Source organism: Paenibacillus glufosinatiresistens, from assembly GCF_031470375.1.
GTDB classification, from domain to species: Bacteria; Bacillota; Bacilli; order Paenibacillales; family Paenibacillaceae; genus Paenibacillus_AQ; species Paenibacillus_AQ glufosinatiresistens.
Genome location: NZ_JAVFHT010000006.1, coordinates 17,021 through 35,250 on the forward strand (window position 1 = coordinate 17,021; position 18,230 = coordinate 35,250).

The following is an 18,230-nucleotide window of genomic DNA, read 5'->3' on the forward strand; positions in this document are numbered from 1 at the left end:
TGTCTTCCCCTCCTACACGCTCCGCCGGAGGCGGAAGCGGGCGATCATTTCACCGGCGATCAGACTGAACAGAATGGCGCCCTGGAGCATCTCCGATATAGAGGACGGCAGCCCGATGGTCTGCACGCTGTAGCCGCCGACAATCAGGCCGCCGAACAGCACGGAGGTGACAATGAGGCCGAGCGGATTCAGCTTCGCCAGCCAGGCGACGATGATGGCTGTATAGCCGTATCCCGGCGAAATGCCCTGCATCAGTTTGTGGCTGACCCCGGATACCTCCGCCATCCCGGCGATTCCGGCAAGCCCGCCGCTGATCAGCATGACAATGAGGATATGGCGTTTGACGGAAATGCCCGCATACCGCGCCGCCGACGGGTTCGCTCCGATCAGGCGAAGCTCGTAGCCCCAGCGGGTGAAGCGCACCATGAGATAGTAGACCGTTACCGCGGCGAGCGCCAGAATCAGGCCGATGTGCAGCCGGGTTCCGCCGAGAACGGGGAGCGACTGCCAGGCGGTGAACACCGGCGTTCCCGGAAAATTGAAGCCCTCCGGGTCTTTCCACGGCCCGTAGGTCACGTAATCCAGCAGTTGAAGCGCCACGTAATTCAGCATCAGCGAAGTAATCAGCTCGTTGACGCCGAAATGCGTCTTCGGCAGCGCCGTCAGCAGACCCCAGAACGCCCCGGCGGCGATGCCCAGAACCAGCATCAGGGAGATCGTCCAGAAGGCCGGAAGATTCGGCCAGTAGATCGTGACCGCCGTTGCGGCAATCGCTCCCAGCGTGAACTGGCCTTCCGCCCCGATGTTCCAGACCGAGATCCGGTAAGCGACGGCAATCCCGAGCCCGCAGAGCAGCAGCGGGATCGCCTTGACGAGCGTTTCGGTCATGCCGTACGAGGTGCCGAAGGCGCCCCGGAACATTTTGGAATAGACTGTCCAGGGGTTCATGCCGTTGGCATAGATGAAGACCGCGCACAGCGCCAATGCGAGAAGAACCGAGAAGACCGGCGTCCACCAGGGAGTCCGGACCCGGGCGGCATCGAATTCAAGCCGCAAGGGGGCTCTGCGCTCCGGGGCTCGGTCCGCAGGGCCGGCGAGGGCGGGCGCGCCCGCTTTTTCGTGACTCATGCCGGATTCTCCTCTCTGCTGCGGATGCCCGCCATCATCAGACCGATGGACTCCCGGTCCGCTTCCTCATGGCTCTGCTCTCCGATAATCTTGCCGTCATAGATGACCAGAACCCGGTCCGACAGCTGCAGCAATTCGTCCAGGTCCTCGGAGATCAGCAGAACGCCGCTGCCCGCCGCTCTCAGCTCCATCAGCAGCTCATGCACGCCCGCCGTCGCTCCGACGTCCAGGCCCTGGGTGGGGTGAACGGCGACCATCAGCTTCGGCCGATGGCTCACTTCCCGGGCGAACAACAGCTTCTGCTGATTCCCCCCGGAGAGCTGCTGAACCGGCGTATCCAGCTCCGGCGTCCGCACATTGAACCGCCGCACCAGTCCTTCGGACCACGCCCGGTTCTTCGCCGACCGCAGGAAGCCCATCACCGAATGCTCGCCGGAGCGGTACGATTTGAACAGCAGATTGTCGACTGCTCCCAGCGTACCCGCCAGGCCGCTCTTCATCCGGTTCTCCGGCACGTGGGAAATGCCGGCTTCGATCGCGGCCCGGACCGAAGCGGTCCGGACCGGGCGGCCGCCGAATTCGATCTCGCCTTCTCTCCAGCTCCGCAGCCCGGTCAGCACCTCCGCCAGCTCCTTCTGGCCGTTGCCGGCCACGCCGGCCACGCCGACGATCTCTCCCTCCCGCACCTTCAGCGACAGGCCCCGCAGCGCCCGCCGCCCGTGGTCGGCGTTCACCTGGAGATTCTTCACCACCAGCAGGTCGCCGCCCGCCGATTCTTCGCGCTCCCGCCGCTCAATGACGACCTCGCGTCCGACCATCAGCCGGGCCAGCTCGCGCTCATCGGTCTCCCGGGTGTTCAGCGCGGCGATCATCCGGCCTTTGCGCATCACGGAGATCCGGTCTGCGGAAGCCAGAACTTCCTTCATTTTATGCGTCGTCAGGATAACCGTCTTGCCTTCGCTGCGCATCCGGCGCAGCGTCTCGAAGAGCTGCTCGGCCTCCCCGGGCGTCAGCACCGAGGTCGGTTCATCCAGAATGATGATGTCCGCTCCGCGGTAGAGGGTTTTGACAATCTCCACCCGCTGCTGTTCGCCGACGGAGAGCTGCCAGATCGGACGATCGACCGGAAAAGCCAGACCGAAGTGCTCCGCGAGCGCTTCGATCTCCTTGTGTTTGTCCTGAACCCAGCGGCTGCCGCGCCAGAAAGACGATTTTTCGCCGAGCACGATATTCTCCGCCGCCGTCAGCGTCTGCACCAGCCGGAAATTCTGAAAGACCATTCCGATTCCAAGCTGGGCCGCATCCTTCGGGGAACGGATTCTCGCCGGGCGCCCGTGGACCCAAATCTCGCCCTCATCCGCCCGGTAGACGCCGGACAGCATGCTCATGATGGTGCTTTTGCCCGCTCCGTTCTCCCCGAGCAGCGCGTGAATCTCTCCCGCATCCGCCGAAAAATCGACTTGATCGCTGGCAGTCACCGGCCCGAACCGTTTGACAATGCCCCGCATTTCAACCGCATGTCCCGCCATCTGCTCGCCTCCCCTTTCGCTTCCCCTCTTTATAGGACGGGCGGGGAAGATTCGTTGGCCGAATCCGCCCCACCCGTATCGCAATCTCCTATTTAAGCCGCGGCTATAACGACTGTCCGCCGCTTTATTTCGGGAGCTTCCCTTCCACGCCCTTCGCCAGCCAATCCATCTTCAGCACTTCCTCATGGGTCAGGCTCTGGCCTTCCGCCACCTTGACCGCACCCTGATTGTCGCTGATCGGACCGGTGAAGACATTCAGCTCGCCGCTGATGATCTTTGCTTTGGCTGCCGCAACGAGATCCTGAACCTCCAGCGGGATTCGGTCGCCGAACGGGGCGAGATCAATCATGCCGTCGGCCATCGAGCCGACGAACGATTCGCTCTTCCAGGTGCCGTCCTTCACAGATTGAACCGTCTTCTCGTAGTAGGGGCCCCAGTTCCAGACGGGATTGGTGAGATAGTTGTCGGGGGCGTATTTCTTCATGTCGGAGTCATTGCCTCCGGCCAGAGCGCCGCGCTCCTTCGCAGCCTGAAGCGTTGCGGGGGAATCCTGGTAGGCCAGCAGCACGTCGGCTCCCTTGTCGAGCAGGCTGATCGCCGCCTGGCGCTCCGTCGTCGGATCGTACCAGGTGTTCGTCCAGACGACATCGACCTTCACATCGGGATTGACGCTCTGCGCGCCCAGCGTGAACGCGTTCAGATTATAGATCACTTCGCTGATTGGAAAAGCGCCGACATAACCGAGATGATTCTTCTTCGTCATCTTGCCTGCCGCGATGCCCGTCAGGTAGCTGGCTTCATAGTTTTTGCCGAAATAAGTGCCCATGTTGGCCGCTGTCTTGTAGCCGGAGGCATGGTCGAACTTGACGTCCGGGAACTTGCCGGCCACATTCAGCGTGTAGTCCATGTAGCCGAAGCTCGTGGTAAAGACGATGTCGTGGTTCTGGGCCAGCTCGGTAATCGTCCGTTCGGCATCCGGCCCTTCGGGGATGTTCTCCACCGTGTCGGCCTTCAGGCCAAGCTTCTCTTCCATGTACTTGCGGCCCAGATCATGCTGGTACGTATACCCTCCGTCCCCTGGAGGTCCGATATACACAAAGGCAACCTTGGGCGTCTTGCCCGAAGCTGTTGCAGGCGCTGCCGATGCTCCGGCGGATGCCTCTCCCCCCGCTGCGGCCGATGCCGCCGGCGCCGGAGAACTGCCGCTGCCTGACGCCGAGTTATTGTTGTTGCCGCAGCCCGGCAGAATGAGCGCCAATGCCACCAGAAGGGTTCCCCCCCATTTCATGCCCTGACCCCTTTTCATCTTTCCTCTCCTCCTTCTCTGATTTAGCTTTACTATACGGATGCGGAGGCAGTGCGTAAATTTAGTTGACACAGCTTTGGTTAATTTGATGAAAAGGGGCATTGAATTTGTGCCTTCTGCACGTATTCAAAATTAACTCGCGACAATCGTGTCCGTATAACTGACACAAGGTCTTGCGGACTCCTTAGATTCCGCTCTCCTGCCAGTGCCGGGCTACGTCCCGGTAATCGCCGTCGGTATCGGCGTCCATTCGCCAGAACGGGGAATCTCCTTCCAGCACCGCGCCCTTGAAGCCGGGCGAGCGCATGAGCGCGGCGGCGCCCGCGTCCCCGTCCAGCTCCTGCAGTGCCGGGAACATCTTCCTGGAGAACAGGGCGGGCGGCATACCGCCTCCGCCCTCCCGGGCGCCGGCGACATAATCCAGATCAGGCCGGCATCCCAGCGTCTCGATCAGCCGCCGGACCAGTCCCGCGGTTATGAACGGCTGGTCCGCCAGCGCCACCAGAACCGCATCCGGTTCCGTCGGCAGCACGGCGTTCAGCCCGCAGCGAAGCGAGAACGACAATCCGAGATGGGCGGTCAGACAGGTCTCCGTCCAGCGCCTGCGTTCCGGCGGGTCCGGCAGCCAATCCAGCCGGTCGTCCGCCCGGACCACTACTACAAGAGGCTCCAGCCCGCAGCGGTCGAGCTCGCGCAGGGCCGCCGCGCCCAGGGCGACGTTCGGCGACAGCGGCAGCGACACCTTCGACGTTCCCATGCGCCGGCTTTGCCCGGCCGCCAAATAAATCCCTGCTACTTTCACTGGTCACCCTCCTCAAAGTTTTGATAGCATAAGCTGCTTGATTATTCTTCGCAAAACTCGCTTCGGAAGCATAATCAAAGTTTTGTTAGCATAAGCTGCTTGATTATTCTTCGCAAAACTCGCGGACTACATCTGCGCCGCCCGCAGCCTCCCGCCCGTCCGGCGTCCGTTCCGCCTGCGGACGGCGATCAGCTCGGCGGCGATGCTGACAGCAATCTCTTCCGGCCCCTCGCTCCCGATGGCCAGGCCTGCGGGCGCGTGCAGCGAAGACGGCACCGGCAGCCCTTCGGTCAGCAGACCGATTCGCGCCTGCGAACCGATGATGCCGATATACGCCGGTTCGAGCGGAAGCAGCCGCTCCAGGAACTCGCGGTCGCGCTGGAACTGATGGCTGCAGATCAGCACATAATCCCCGGGACCGATGTCCAGCCTTCGGGCGGCTTCCCGCGGCGGACAGATGATGCGCTGCTCCGCCGGGAACGGGCTCTGCAGACTGCCTTCCCGCCAGTCGGCGACGGCGAGCCGGAAGCCCGAGCGGACGGCCAGCTCCGCAATCGGCCCCGCATCATGCCCGGCGCCGAAGAGAACCAACCGCGGCTCCGGCTCAAAGACCGTGGCGAACCGCTCTTCGTCCAGCCTTCCTCGAAGCGGTCTCTCCGCTTCGCCGCCCGGTTCGGATACGTCCAGGCGGTAGCTGTAGCCGCGGCCGGACCGGGTCCGCAGAAGCGTGGCGCTTTTGCCAGCCTCCAAGGCTTCTCCCGCCTCCAGCAGCAGCTCCCGAAGCGTCCCGCTTACCGGCTCCAGTACAATCCGAATTTTCCCTCCGCAGCCCGTCGCTTCTCCCCAGGAGAAATCATCCGGCGAGGTCATGTTGTACTCCACCGTCTCGGGGAGCCCGCTGGCCCATAGCGCCGGAAGGCGAAGCTTCAGATCGCTCTCCAGGCAGCCCGGACTCAGCGTGCCGACGCTCTCCTCTCCCTGGAACAGCATGACCGCCCCGGCCTTGCGGTACGAATGCCCTTCTGTAGCGATCAGCGTGGCGAGCATGGCAGGCTCCGCAGCGCGGTGCAAACGTTTGACGACAGCGGCGATGCTCATGCTCCCGCCCTCCCCCCGGTCCCGGGCAGGCGGACCACGGTATCTTGCTCCTGCATCCGCCGGAACAGGAACGCAAGCTTCAGGCGAAGCAAATCATTCGTTTTTTTGAAATCGACCTCCAGAATTTCGCTTAACTTCTCCATCCGGTACGTGGCGGTATTGCGGTGAATGAACAGCTTCTTGGCGGTCTCGTTGATATGGCCGTCGCACTCCAGATAAACTTCAAGCGTATGCAGCATTTCCTTCGCATATTCCGGCTCCCGCGAGAGCAGGCCGGCCAGCGTCCGGGTATAGTAGCGCCGCATCGAGTCCGCAGGCACCTGCTGCATGAGCACCGCCAGCTCGACTTCCCGGTAGCGGCCGCTCTGCCGCCCCTGGGCCCAGTAAGCCGACAGGCGCAGACATTCCTTCGCTTCGGCAAAAGCTTCACGCAGTTCGCCGGCTCCGCTCTTGCAGCCGCTGATCGCCGCCTTCGGCTCGCACGGACCGGCCGGTCCCGTCTTGAGGAAGCAGGATTCCAGCAGTCCCTTCAATTCCTCCGCGTCCTGCCGCACCGCCGGGTAGATCGACAGCAGCCCTTCATCGACAATCAGATGAATCGCCCGCGTCTTGCCAAGAACGGGATGCTGCAGGTACTCCTCCTTCAGCCGGTACAATTCCCCGGTCCGCCGTTCGCCCGCAGCGGGAACCTCGGTCAGCACGAGCAGATACGGCGCATCCAGCAGACCGACCTCCATCACGGACGCCGCCTGGGCCAGCTCGGCCCCGGACAGTTCGCCGCTTAGGCAGCGGCGCAGCAGCCGGCAGAAGTCCCGGTGCATCTCCCGGTCGAAGCAGTCCTCCAGACCGGCGTACATATGGTAGGCAATCAATTCGGCGCCCTGCACGAACAGACTTTCCTCCGCAGCCAGGAACAACGGATTCACGCCGCAAAAGAGCACATGGCCCGCGAAGCTCTCGCCCTGAAGCAGCGGGAGCAGGTACCCGCTCTGTTCTCCGAGCCGCATCTTCCGGCTGCGGTTCCCCCACGGCCAGCCGCTTAGCAGCCGGGCGCTGTCGAAGGATGAGTTGTTGAAGAGCACTTCCCCGCGGGGGCTGATAATCGCCAGCGGATAGCCGATCACCTCCGACACGGATTCCAGCAGCGGCCGGGTCCGGACCGAATGCAGGGCAAAGCGCATCAACTCGCGCTGCTTCTCCATCACCGTCTGGAGCAGGCCCGTATGGCGGCTGAGCTCCGCCCGGAACAGCCCGTTCATCTGGTCCGAGAACGTGAACTGATAGGGCAGTTCAATCAGCGGAAAATTCAGCGCCTCCGCCTTCTCGATCAGCTCCTCCGGCACCCGGTCCCAGAACCGGCCGAGCTTGATCCCAAGACCGGCCGAGCCGACCCGGTTCAGCTTGTGGAGCAGCGCATGCGCCTGCTCGGGGTCGTCCTTGATGAGATAGGCTGTGGTCAGCAGCATCTCTCCTTCTTTAATCCAGTCCACAATATCCGGCGCGTCCATGACATTGATCGACTTGACAATCCGGCTCTTGCCTTTGGCCCCCGCGATCAGCTTGGCTTCGGACAAAGGGTAGATGGACAACGCTTCTTCTACCGTCAGATGCATGACGCCCTCCTCCATTTCTGTCGGCGATCCGTCCCTGGCTGCGGGCGTCCGCTCTCTTCCTGTGTTACTTTATATAACATTATAGAGAGGGTTTGCAGCTTTGAAAAGATAAAAATTCATTTTTTCGTGTCTATATGTAAAATTAATTAACACAAAAAAGCTCCGCCAGATGGCGAAGCGCTGACTTCCGGCAGCCGTCCTTAGCAGGGCCGATGCCGGCAATTCGGATCAGAAGGGGCAGAGCGCCGGCAGCGACATGGCCCAGGCCAGCAGATCGAGGTCCCTGCCCGGACCGGCAATGACGGACAATCCGACCGGAAGACCGTCCGGCCCCTCGACGGGCAGGGTCACCTGCGGCAGTCCGGTCAGGCCTGCGATGCAGCAGAGCGAGAGGGCTCCGCTGCGGTTGCGCTCCAGCTGCCCGGCATCGCCGCCAAGCAGCGGAGCGGGCCCCGGCACCGTCGGAAGCGCCAGACAGCCCGATGGCCCGAGCAGGCTGCGAATATGGCCGGCGATGGCAGCCCGCGCCGTCCGCGCCGCCGCCTGGCCCGATTCCGGCAGCGATGCCGCCCACCGGAACCGGGCGGCGATGTCCGGCCCGAATACCGGCTGCTCGGCGCTGATCCATTCCCCGTGGGTCTGCCAGATCTCATACCCCTGAAGCTCGCGGAAGATCTCCATCCAAGCCGCCAGCCCGCCGGTTGTGACCGCGATCTCCTCCGCCGCAGGACGGATGCCGGACACGGCGGCGGGGCCAGCCGTCTGCATCAGCCGGCCGGCCGCCAGCCGGAGCGCGGCAGCCGCAGACGGCTCCGCCAGCGCCCAGGCCTCGGCCGGCAGAATGATCCGGTCCGGCCAGAACGGCGGATCTGCGGCTCCGGTCCGGCCCTCCGCCTCCGCCGGTTCGGGCAGCAGCGTCCGGCCGATGCGGAGCAGCAGCTCCGGCGTGCGGGCCAGCCAGCCGACCGTATCAAACGACGGGGCCAGCGGAATCACCCCGTCCATCTCCACCGCGCCGTGCGTCGGCCGGAAGCCGAACACGCCGCAGTAGGCGGCGGGCACCCGGATCGACCCGCCGGTATCCGTTCCGAGAGCCGCGTCTACAGCTCCCGACGCTACGGCAACGGCGGAGCCGCTTGACGACCCGCCGGGGATTCGGCCCGGCCCGTTCGGGTTCACCGGCGTGCCGTAATGCGCGTTCTCTCCGCCGACACTGTACATCAGCTCATCCGTATGCGCCGCTCCCCTGAGCTCCGCACCGTGCCGCAGCAGCTTCTCGACCGCCGCTGCATGGCGCAGGCTCGGCCCGTGGGTGCGCAGCCAGTCGGGGTTGCCGGCGGATGAAGAATGACCGGCAACGGCGAATACATCTTTTACCGCAAAGCTCAGACCGTCCAGCGCTCCCGTCCCGGTCGGAGGAACCTGAAGCTGCGGATCCATAAAGGCGCAGTACCGGTTGTCCAGACCCATGTCTTCCCCTCCTCATCGTAACCCTTCTCTCGCTGCCCGGCGGCCTTAAGTCCCGGGCGTTACCAGCCGATAGCTGCTCCGTCGCTGCGGGGGTCGGCTCCCCCGCTGCGGAAGCCCTCGCCATCTATGGCGATGGCGTGAGCATGCCCGGCCAGTCCGTCGTACGCCCGGACGGTGCGCACCTGATGGCCCGCCGCTGCGAGGCGGAGGCGGACCTCTTCCGGCACGCGGCTCTCCACCGTCAGCGCCTCGGTCGGCTCGCCCCAGGTGCGCCCCCAGACGAACCGCGGCTCCGCCACCGCCTGCTGCGCATCCATGCCGTAATGCAGCATCCGGGTCAGCAGCAGCGTCTGCGTCTGGGGCTGGCCTTCCCCGCCTTGCGTGCCGTACAGATAGACCGGGCGCCCGTCGCGGCAGGCGATGGCGGGCATCAGAGTATGGAAGGTCCGTTTGCCCGGCTCCAGCGTATTGGCCGCTCCCGGGTCCAGCGAGAAGAAGGAGCCCCGGTTCTGCAGCAGAATGCCGGTCCCGCCCGGAGCGGCGCCCGAGCCGAACTCGAAGTAGAGGCTCTGGATAAAAGACACGGCATTGCCGTCGCCGTCCACGACCGCCGCGTAAGCGGTATCGCGTCCCGTCGGGGCGCTCGCAAGGCTCGCCGCCCGGTCCGGCATGATGGCGGCCGCCAGCCCGGCCGCGTAGGATTTATCCAGGAGGCGTTCCAGCGGTACCGGCGAGAAAGCCGGATCGGTCAAGAAGGCATCCCGGTCCCTGAAGCTCAGCTTGATCGCTTCCGCAATCAAATGGTAATACTCATAAGTGCCGTGCCCGATGCTTCGGAAATCAAAATTCTCCAGTATGTTCAGCGTCTCCAGGGCGGCGAAGCCCTGGGAGTTCGGCGGCGCCTGGTACACTCTGAGGCCGTGGTAGTCTGTAAATACCGGCTCCGTCCATTCGCCCGCGTGATCCGCCAGATCCTCGGCCGTCAGCAGGCCGCCGGAGCGCGCCATGCCCTCCGCGATGGACCGGGCGATTTCGCCCTTGTAGAAGGCGTCCCGCCCGCCGCTTGCGATCGCCGACAGGCTGCGCGCCAGCTCCTTCTGCCGGAAGCGCTCGCCCGGCTCCGGAATGCGTCCGCCCGGCATATAGATGGCGGCCGCTTCCGGGCAGAGCGCCCCTCCGGCCAGCAGCGTGCCCTGATGCTGGTCGGAGGAGAGCGGGAAGCCGTCCGCCGCATAACGGATGGCCGGCTCCAGCACCTCGGCCAGCGGCAGCCGTCCGTATTCCGCCAGCACCGCCGCCCAGCTGTCGGCCATGCCGGGAACCGTGACGGCCGCCCTTAGTCCCCGGCGCGGTATGGCTTCCAGACCGGCATAGCGGCCGCGGTGCACCGCCGATCCCGACCGGCCGCTGCCGTTGTAGACCCGGACCCGGCCCTCGCCGGGAGCGAAGGTCAGCCAGAAGGCATCGCCGCCCAGTCCGGTCATATGCGGATAGACGACGGCCAGGGCGGCGCTGACGGCCACCGCCGCGTCAAAGGCGTTGCCGCCGCGCTCCAGCACCCGGGCGCCCGCTGCCGACGCCAGATAATGCGGGCTTACGACCATCGTTCGTGTGCCGACTACCGGAGCTACTCTCATGGTCAGGACTCCTTCGCTGGGGGAAATGACAGCGCGCCGTGCTGCGCTGCGGTATTGCCATTTAACCAAGTACCCGGCAGCAGGCGCAACCGGACCGGGAACATTCGGAATGGACTGCACTTTGAATTTGTGACCTGTGCACAAAGCGGGCGGCGGAGACGGCAGAAGCCCGGATGCCTGCTGGCCCTTGCGGTACAATTTCTATACAATGACCTATAAAGAGGGGGAGAGCGCGTGAGAACCAAAGACAATGTATACGTCCGGCTTGCGGACGCCATGCTGCGCACCGGTATCCTCGGGTACGGAGGAGGTCCGTCCGTGATTCCGCTGATCCGGCATGAGGCGGTCGTCCGCTTCGGCTGGATGAACGACGAGGAATTCGGCGAGACGCTGGCCATCGCCAACGCGCTGCCCGGTCCCATCGCCACCAAGATGGCCGCCTATATCGGCTACAAAGTGAAGGGGGCCCGGGGCGCCGCCTACGCCGTCGTTCTGCACATTCTGCCCAGCGTGCTGGCAATGGTCCTGCTGCTGTCGGCGGTCGATTATCTGAGCGGCTCCAAGGTGGTAGCGGGCATGATCGCCGCCGTCTCGCCGGTGATCGCCGTCATGCTCGGCGTGATGGCCTATGAATTTGCCAAAAAAGGCATCGCCGGGCTGGGGTGGCCGTTCGGCCTGGCCCTGATGGCGCTCGCTTTTCTGCTGATGGAGATTCTTGAGGTCCATCCGGCGGTTGTAATCGTGCTGTTCCTTGCTTACGGGGCCGTTCATTTCCGCGCGCTCGCGGCAGTCCGAGGCCGCAGCCGCAAGGGAGGAACGCCGGAATGAACGGGGAATGGCTGCGCCTTCTGATCGGGTTCTTCCTTGCCAATGTTCTGGGCTACGGCGGCGGTCCCTCTTCCATCCCGCTCATGTACGAAGAGATCGTGCCTCATTACGGCTGGCTGACCGACAGCGAATTCTCCAAGATGCTCGCGCTCGGCAACGCCCTGCCCGGCCCGATCGCCACCAAGATCGCCGCTTATGTCGGCTATGACGTTGCCGGCTGGATCGGCATTCTGCTCGCTCTGGCTGCCACGGTCGTCCCGTCGGCGGTTGCCCTTATTGTGCTGCTGCGGGTGCTGGCCCGGCACCGCCAGTCCCTTGTCGTCAAGGGAATGACGCTGCTGGTGCAGCCGGTCATCGCAGTCATGATGGTCGTTCTGACCTGGCAGATGGCCAAAGACCCGGCCCGCAGCATCGGCATCTGGCAGACGCTCATTATCGCCGCCATCGCCTACTGGGCTATGGAGCGCCGCAAAATTCATCCGGCGCTGGTCATTCTCGCCGCCTTTCTCTACGGCGGACTGGTGCTACGCTACAGCGTCTAGCATTCGCCCCTTGCGCCCGGCGGGGGGCTTCCCTTATAATGACAATAACTTTGTTCAAAGAAGGAGGTGTGGAAAGATGAATCACAGTGGACTTGGCAGTATCGTTGGCCGCCTGCCCATGGCAACGGCCGGCATCGTTCATGCGTTTGGCCAGGACGGGAGAAGTCTGTCCTTTTCTGCCAATCTCATAGCGAATGCCCACTGTGAAATGTCTTTCCTGCCTTCGTAACCGCCGCTATGCTGTAAGCGGGCGCGAGACAAGGCCGCGGGGAACGTTTCCCTGCGGTCTTTTTTGCGCTGCCGCCAAGCGGACTGCCCCGGCCGGCAGTTCTTCGGTACAACCGGAGGACGCCGCCGGGGGAACCGCCCGGCCCTGGTTCGCAGCAGCCTGCCCGCAGGGAACTCCTCCCCGCCAATAACCCATTGGTCAAAGGAGAATGTCCCATGATGATTCAATGCCAGCATGTTCAGAAATACCACGGCGCCCAATTGGTGCTGGCCGACGTAAGCTTCGAGGTTCGCGAGGGCGACAAGATCGGCCTGATCGGCCGCAACGGAGCCGGCAAAAGCACGCTGTTCCGCCTGCTCGGCGGCCACGACAAGCCGGACTCCGGACTGCTCGCCGTCCGCCGGGGAGCAGTCGTCGGCATGCTCGCCCAGATCCAGGACGAGAGCGGCTCTGTCCTGGAGATGCTTCGCGGCTCCTTCGCCGAGCCGCTCTCCTGGCAGGAACGGATGCGGGCCATCGAAGCCGAGATGGCCGCCGGCGTCCCCGGAGACGGTGATGCCGCCTGGAATGCGCTGCTGAAGGAATACGGCGCCCTTCAGGACCGGTTCGAGGCTGCCGGCGGCTACGAAATCGAAGCCGAGATCAACCGCGTCGCCGGCGGGCTCGGCATCGGCGCGGAGGATTACGAGCGCCCCTTCGCTTCCCTCTCCGGCGGCGAGAAGACCAAAGCGGCGCTGGCGGCGCTGCTCTTGAAGCGGCCGGATCTGCTGCTGCTCGACGAGCCGACCAACCATCTGGATATGGCCGCCATCGAATGGCTGGAGCGCTTCCTTCAGGAATATGCCGGAACGGTCGTTGTCGTGTCCCATGACCGGTATTTTCTCGACGCCGTCATCGGCCGTGTGGTCGAGCTTGAGGACGGCGAAGCCGCGGTCTACCACACGAACTACAGCGGCTATCAGCAAGAGAAGGAGGAACGGCTGCTCCAGCAGTTCGCCGACTACCAGGAACAGCAGAAGCGCATCAAGAAGATGCAGGAGAGCATCAAGCGGCTGATCGAGTGGGGCAATAATGCCAATCCGCCGAATCCCTCCTTCCACCGCCGGGCCGCCTCCATGCAGAAGGCGCTGGACCGGATGGTCCGGGTGAAGCGTCCGCAGCTGGAGCGTCGGGCCATGGACCTCAAGCTCAGCCCGGAGAGCCGGTCGGGGGAACGCGCGCTGACGCTGGAGCGGCTCGGCAAATCGCTGGGCGGACGCCTCTTGTTCGCGGAAGCAAGCGGCGGCATCCGGTACGGCGAGCGCGTCGCGCTGCTCGGCGGCAACGGAGCCGGCAAGAGCACGCTGCTGCGCATTCTGCTCGGCGAAGATACGCCGGACAGCGGCCGCTGCCGGATCGGGTCCCGGATCGAGATCGGCTATCTCGCCCAGGAAGCGGTGCCGGACGACGGCCGCCAGACGGTGCTCGGCTTCTTCCGGGAACAGGCCGGGATCGAGGAAGGCGAAGCCCGGGGACGGCTGGCCCGGTTCCTGTTCTTCGGACCCGATGTCTTCAAGCGCGTCTCGCAGCTCTCGGGAGGGGAATGGACCCGTCTGCGCTTCGCGGTGCTGATGTATACGAAGCCGAACCTCCTCCTCCTGGATGAGCCGACCAATCATCTGGATATCGACTCCCGCGAAGCGCTGGAAGAGGCGCTCGAGGAATATACCGGAACGGTGCTGGCGGTATCCCATGACCGCTACTTCATCAACCGCTGCTTCGACCGGATCTGGACCATCGGCGATGGCCGGTTCGCCGTATACGGCGGCAGCTACGCCTATTACAAGGAGAAATCCGCCGAGCTCGCCGCCAGAGCTGCTGCCACAGAGAGCGGGAGCCCTCGGCAGAACGAACGGGAAGCCGCTGCCCGGCCCGTTGCTTCCGGCGCAGAAGCGGAGCCGCCCGCTCGCGGCGGCGCCCGACAGCCGAAGGCGGATACCGCCCGGATGGAAGCGGATATCGCTGCGGCCGAGGCCAGGCTGGAAGAGCTGGACCGGCAGATGGCAAGCCCCGAGTTCGCCAGCGATGCGGAGCGGCTGAGCACTCTGCACGCCGAACGCGAAGAAGTGCAGGCCGGGCTGGACACCCTTTATGATGCCTGGGTGACGGCTTCCCGTTAGCGGACGGGCGGCGGGCCGGCCGTGCCTTCAAGAGCTTGCCGCGAAACGCCAAAAAAGCCCGGAAGGGGCTCTGCTTCGTACAGAGCGCAGCCTTCCGGGCTTTATTCTTATCGTTCATCCTTCTATATCAGGGGCAGTTCTAATGAGCGAACCCCGTAACCCAGCCAATCACAGACATCCACAGCGGAATGCTGATGAGGACTCCCCATGCCATTCCAGTGGCGATGTTGCCGTCATACGGGCGCTGAACAGCCTCCGGCTGCAGCGGCAATCTCAGTTCTTCCTGTTCCATGCGATCCCCTCCTGATCTTCATATCGACAATAAAGAGGACAAATTGTAGACCGCCGGACTCCACTTCTGCAAATTTTCCCGGGGAAATGCAATTGGAACGATCGGCTCAGCGGCTTGCAACCATTGTAAGCACTTTCATATTTCTATTTTACCCGTTATGCCGTCTTTTTAAAACCATTTTCTGCAGGATACTCCCTTCATCCTATGCAGACGGTTAATCCAGAATGACCGGAAGGCCGGGGTTCCGCCAAAAATCAAACATTGTCCGGATCTGCCGCTCTGTATTTCGCTGCAAGGACAGCGGGGGGAGCGCTTCTTCCGCGAAGAAGCCGGTTTCGCTCGTCTCGACGCTTCCGGCAGCGGCTCCTCCGGTAATTTCGCAGAGAATGAACAGCTTATAGATATGGTAAGGCTCCGGCGGATGACCGTGGAACTTCTTGTCCATCACGGCCAGCAGGCGGACAGCCCGGGTCTCGAAGCCGGACTCTTCCCGGATCTCCTTCACGGCGACCTCCTTGGGCGAGAGGCCGATGTCGGCCCAGCCGCCCGGCAGCGACCAGCCGCCGTCGCTTTTTTCGCGGACCATCAGAATCCGCCCCTCCCGGAAGACCACCCCCCGAATGTCCACCTTGGGCGTGGTATACCCCTTGTCTGCGGCGAATGCCAGTTCAATTTTCTCGCGGGAAGTTGTCGTATAGTTCGCCAGTATTTCGACGCTCAGCTCACGCAGCGCCTGATAACGCTCGATATCGTATACATCGCGGGCATATTCCAGACCGGTCTGCCCGATCGCCTGGATCTGCTTGGCCCATCTCAGCCAGTTCTCTTCCATCGCTCTATCCCCTCCTGCGGCTGCTTCCAGCCGGTATGTAATTGAATCCGAGTCTATCACTCTGCGCGTGCAGGACGCAATTCCCTTTTTGCTCCCTTGTGCCGCTTCCGGTATAATGTTCCTGTAACGCCGCACCGAGAGACGGCTGCGGCTTTCTCACAATCCAGGGAGGTCCTATCGTTATGTCATACGCCGAATATTTCTCGTCCCGCCGGGACGAGCATCTGAACGAACTGAAGGATTGGCTGTCGATCCCCAGCATCTCTGCCCTGTCCGAGCATAAGGCGGATATCCGCCGCGCCGCCGACTGGCTGATGGGAGCCCTGGAGCGCGCCGGCCTTGAGCATATCGAACTCCATCCTACAAGCGGCCATCCGGTCGTCTACGCCGACTATCTGCATGCGCCCGGCAAGCCGACGCTGCTCATCTACGGCCATTACGATGTGCAGCCCGTCGATCCGCTGAACCTGTGGACAACGCCGCCGTTCGAGCCGGACATCCGGGACGGCAAGCTGTACGCGCGCGGCGCAACTGACGACAAAGGCCAGGTCTTCCTGCATATCAAGGCGCTCGAAGCGTTTCTCAAGCAGGAGGGCGCTCTGCCGGTGAACGTCAAGCTCTGCATCGAAGGCGAAGAAGAGATCGGCAGTCCGCACCTGACGGCCTTCCTTGAAGCCAACCGGGACAAGCTGGCCGCCGACGCGGTCGTGGTCTCCGACACCGCTCTTCTTGAACGCGGGCGTCCGGCCATCTGCACCGGTCTGCGCGGGCTGGCTTCCATGGAAGTCACTGTCAGCACAGCCAACACGGATCTGCACTCCGGCTCTTACGGCGGCGGCGTTCCGAATGCGCTGCACGCCATCGTCTCGCTGCTCGCCACGCTTCATGACGACAAGGGACGCGTTGCGGTTGACGGCTTCTACGAAGGCGTGCCGGAGCTGTCCCCGCTCATGCGCGAAGAATTTGCGAAGCAGGGCGTGAACGAAGAGCAGATCCGCGAGAGTCTCGGACTGGGCGCACTCTACGGAGAAGAGGGCTATTCGTTCGTTGAGCGCATCGGCGCCCGGCCGACGCTGGAGCTGAACGGCGTATACGGCGGCTTCCAGGGCGAGGGCAGCAAGACGGTGATTCCGAAGGAAGCCCACGCCAAGATCACCTGCCGGCTGGTCGGCGAGCAGAACCCGCAGCATGTCCTCGACGCCATCGAGAAGCACTTGAAGGCGAATATCCAGACAGGAGCGGAGGTCGCCGTCAAGCAGATGGAGAAGGCGACCGCCTTCAATATCGACCCGTCCAACGAATTCCTTCAGATCGCTGCCGACGCTTACGGCAAAGTCTACGGCACTCGCGCGCTGTTCACCAAGGACGGCGGCTCGATTCCGATTATGGCCAGCTTCTCCCGGGTGCTTCAGGCGCCGGTCGTTCTCATGGGCTTCGGTCTGGGCGACGAGAATTTGCATGCGCCGGACGAACATTTCAATCTGGAGAACTTCGACAAAGGGCTGCTGACGCTCGTCGAGTTCATCCGGGCCCTGTAAATTCCCCTCACGCCAAAATACGGCAAGCTCAAGGTGTTGTCCTTGAGCTTGCCGTTTTCTTTTAGACGAGCCTTCGCTTATACGAACATCCGCGTATCGTTGTTTCTTCCGAACCGGTAGACGGCAATCAGCGAGAAGACGGCGGCGAACGCCAGCAGAATCGCCAGATTCAGCCAGAGGCTTCCGAGCGAATGTCCCTTCTGAAGCTGCTCGATGGTCGTCAGCAGCCAGCGCTGGGGCACGAAGCTGCCGATCCTGCGGATCGTATCCGGCATCACCTCGATCGGGAAGAAGCAGCCGGCGAGCAGGCAGGTCGGGGTAACAATGATATTCTGCAGCGCACCCGAGACGTTGCGGTTCTTGGAGAAAGAGACAATTGCCAAGGACAGGCCGATGGCACTGAGAGCGAACAGCATCAGCACGGCCAGCATCTGGAAGAACGGCACGCCGGAGTCGATCTTCAGCACGCCCTTCAGGAACAGCAGCGTGGCCGTCGCCTGAACCAGTAGAACCGAAATGCTGACCAGAATGTTCGCCAGCACATAATTCCGGGAGCTGACGGGCGAGGCCATGAGCCGCAGGAAGGTCCGCTCCTCCTTCTCCTTCAGCAGCAGTTCCGACATGCTGACCGCCGAGAACATCATCAGCATGATGATGAAACCAAGCGCCTGGTTCGTTATATCCTTGTAATGCGATTTATCCTTGAGCTTCGCGGCCTCAAGCCGGTAACTCTGGCTGCTGTAATCGCCATAGACGGCTTCAAAGGCGGCATCGTCTCCCTGCACCGAGCGGCCGATGGAAGCGGCGCTCGCGAGATAACTCTCCAGCATCGACTTCACGAACAGGGTAGCCTCCGCCCCCTTGACCGACATTAGCTCGATGCCCTGCGGCTCTCCGGCGCGGACGTCTGCGGAGAAGCCGGATTTCAGAACCAGCACCGCATCCAGACGGGCGGCTGCCAGATCTTTTCTCGCCGCATCCGCCGAGGTGTTCTCGGTTACTTTGACCTGCTGAAGTCCTCTCAGGAAGTTCACCGTATCCCGGGCAATTCTGCCGCTTCCGTCCTGGTTGACGACACCAATTCGGACGGTCTCGCCGCTGCTGCTGTAGAGGGACATGGACAGCAGCGAAGCCGCCAGCGGAATCAGCACATAGATCATCCATTTCCGGGGATTCCGGAAGGTATTCAGGAAGCTGCGGCGAAGCAGCCATAACGTCTCTCTCATC

General features: G+C 63.1%; 16 protein-coding genes. 5 read left to right on the plus strand and 11 right to left on the minus strand.

Going from position 1 to position 18,230, the window contains the following annotated elements; translation table 11 throughout:
• Positions 1-12: 12 nt before the first annotated feature.
• From RBI05_RS08845 to ggt, 8 genes are all read right to left on the minus strand, one after another.
• Positions 13-1,128, minus strand: coding sequence for an ABC transporter permease (locus RBI05_RS08845; RefSeq protein ID WP_310550816.1), 1,116 nt, complete (start codon positions 1,126-1,128; stop codon positions 13-15).
• Positions 1,125-2,657: an ABC transporter ATP-binding protein gene (locus RBI05_RS08850; protein ID WP_310550817.1), complete on the minus strand. Its 1,533-nt coding sequence runs from the start codon at positions 2,655-2,657 to the stop codon at positions 1,125-1,127. Before RBI05_RS08850 ends, RBI05_RS08845 begins: the two co-directional genes overlap by 4 nt.
• A 124-nt stretch (positions 2,658-2,781) precedes the next feature.
• Positions 2,782-3,963 (minus strand): BMP family ABC transporter substrate-binding protein, encoded by a 1,182-nt coding sequence (locus RBI05_RS08855; protein WP_310550818.1) that lies wholly within the window; start codon positions 3,961-3,963, stop codon positions 2,782-2,784.
• 184 nt (positions 3,964-4,147) lie between these two features.
• Complete coding sequence (locus RBI05_RS08860) at positions 4,148-4,765, minus strand: NTP transferase domain-containing protein (protein WP_310550819.1); 618 nt, start codon at positions 4,763-4,765, stop codon at positions 4,148-4,150.
• Positions 4,766-4,891: 126 nt separating this feature from the next.
• The gene (locus RBI05_RS08865) at positions 4,892-5,863 is read right to left on the minus strand and encodes an XdhC family protein (RefSeq protein WP_310550820.1); all 972 of its coding nucleotides are present in this window, start codon (positions 5,861-5,863) and stop codon (positions 4,892-4,894) included.
• Positions 5,860-7,476 (minus strand): PucR family transcriptional regulator, encoded by a 1,617-nt coding sequence (locus RBI05_RS08870; protein ID WP_310550821.1) that lies wholly within the window; start codon positions 7,474-7,476, stop codon positions 5,860-5,862. Before RBI05_RS08870 ends, RBI05_RS08865 begins: the two co-directional genes overlap by 4 nt.
• 228 nt (positions 7,477-7,704) lie before the next feature.
• Positions 7,705-8,946, minus strand: a complete 1,242-nt coding sequence (locus tag RBI05_RS08875; protein ID WP_310550822.1) for an amidase — start codon at positions 8,944-8,946, stop codon at positions 7,705-7,707.
• 59 nt (positions 8,947-9,005) lie between these two features.
• Complete coding sequence (ggt, locus tag RBI05_RS08880) at positions 9,006-10,583, minus strand: gamma-glutamyltransferase (RefSeq protein ID WP_310550823.1); 1,578 nt, start codon at positions 10,581-10,583, stop codon at positions 9,006-9,008.
• Positions 10,584-10,859: 276 nt separating this feature from the next.
• Between ggt and RBI05_RS08885 the strand changes: the two genes are divergently transcribed.
• From RBI05_RS08885 to abc-f, 4 genes are all read left to right on the plus strand, one after another.
• On the plus strand, positions 10,860-11,411 hold the full coding sequence (locus RBI05_RS08885) for a chromate transporter (protein ID WP_310550942.1): 552 nt from the start codon (positions 10,860-10,862) through the stop codon (positions 11,409-11,411).
• Positions 11,408-11,953 (plus strand): chromate transporter, encoded by a 546-nt coding sequence (locus tag RBI05_RS08890; RefSeq protein WP_310550824.1) that lies wholly within the window; start codon positions 11,408-11,410, stop codon positions 11,951-11,953. The genes RBI05_RS08885 and RBI05_RS08890 overlap by 4 nt, the downstream gene beginning before the upstream one ends.
• 76 nt (positions 11,954-12,029) lie before the next feature.
• A complete protein-coding gene (locus RBI05_RS08895; protein ID WP_191089526.1) occupies positions 12,030-12,182 on the plus strand; it encodes a hypothetical protein in 153 nt (50 codons plus the stop codon).
• A gap of 215 nt (positions 12,183-12,397) precedes the next feature.
• Positions 12,398-14,341, plus strand: coding sequence for a ribosomal protection-like ABC-F family protein (abc-f, locus tag RBI05_RS08900; protein WP_310550825.1), 1,944 nt, complete (start codon positions 12,398-12,400; stop codon positions 14,339-14,341).
• A 139-nt stretch (positions 14,342-14,480) separates the two neighbouring features.
• On the opposite strand, the gene RBI05_RS08905 is transcribed toward abc-f, so the two are convergent.
• Both RBI05_RS08905 and RBI05_RS08910 read right to left on the minus strand, forming a co-directional pair.
• Positions 14,481-14,633 carry a hypothetical protein gene (locus tag RBI05_RS08905; RefSeq protein WP_191089530.1) on the minus strand — a complete coding sequence of 51 codons (153 nt, stop codon included), beginning with the start codon at positions 14,631-14,633 and terminating at the stop codon, positions 14,481-14,483.
• A 214-nt stretch (positions 14,634-14,847) separates the two neighbouring features.
• Positions 14,848-15,465 (minus strand): NUDIX hydrolase, encoded by a 618-nt coding sequence (locus RBI05_RS08910; protein ID WP_310550826.1) that lies wholly within the window; start codon positions 15,463-15,465, stop codon positions 14,848-14,850.
• Between the two features lie 182 nt (positions 15,466-15,647).
• Here RBI05_RS08910 and RBI05_RS08915 point away from each other — a divergent pair, with 182 nt between their 5' ends.
• On the plus strand, positions 15,648-17,003 hold the full coding sequence (locus RBI05_RS08915; protein ID WP_310550827.1) for a dipeptidase: 1,356 nt from the start codon (positions 15,648-15,650) through the stop codon (positions 17,001-17,003).
• Positions 17,004-17,080: 77 nt separating this feature from the next.
• Here RBI05_RS08915 and RBI05_RS08920 read toward each other — a convergent pair whose 3' ends face one another.
• The gene (locus RBI05_RS08920) at positions 17,081-18,229 is read right to left on the minus strand and encodes an ABC transporter permease (RefSeq protein ID WP_310550828.1); all 1,149 of its coding nucleotides are present in this window, start codon (positions 18,227-18,229) and stop codon (positions 17,081-17,083) included.
• Between the last annotated feature and the right edge of the window lies 1 nt (position 18,230).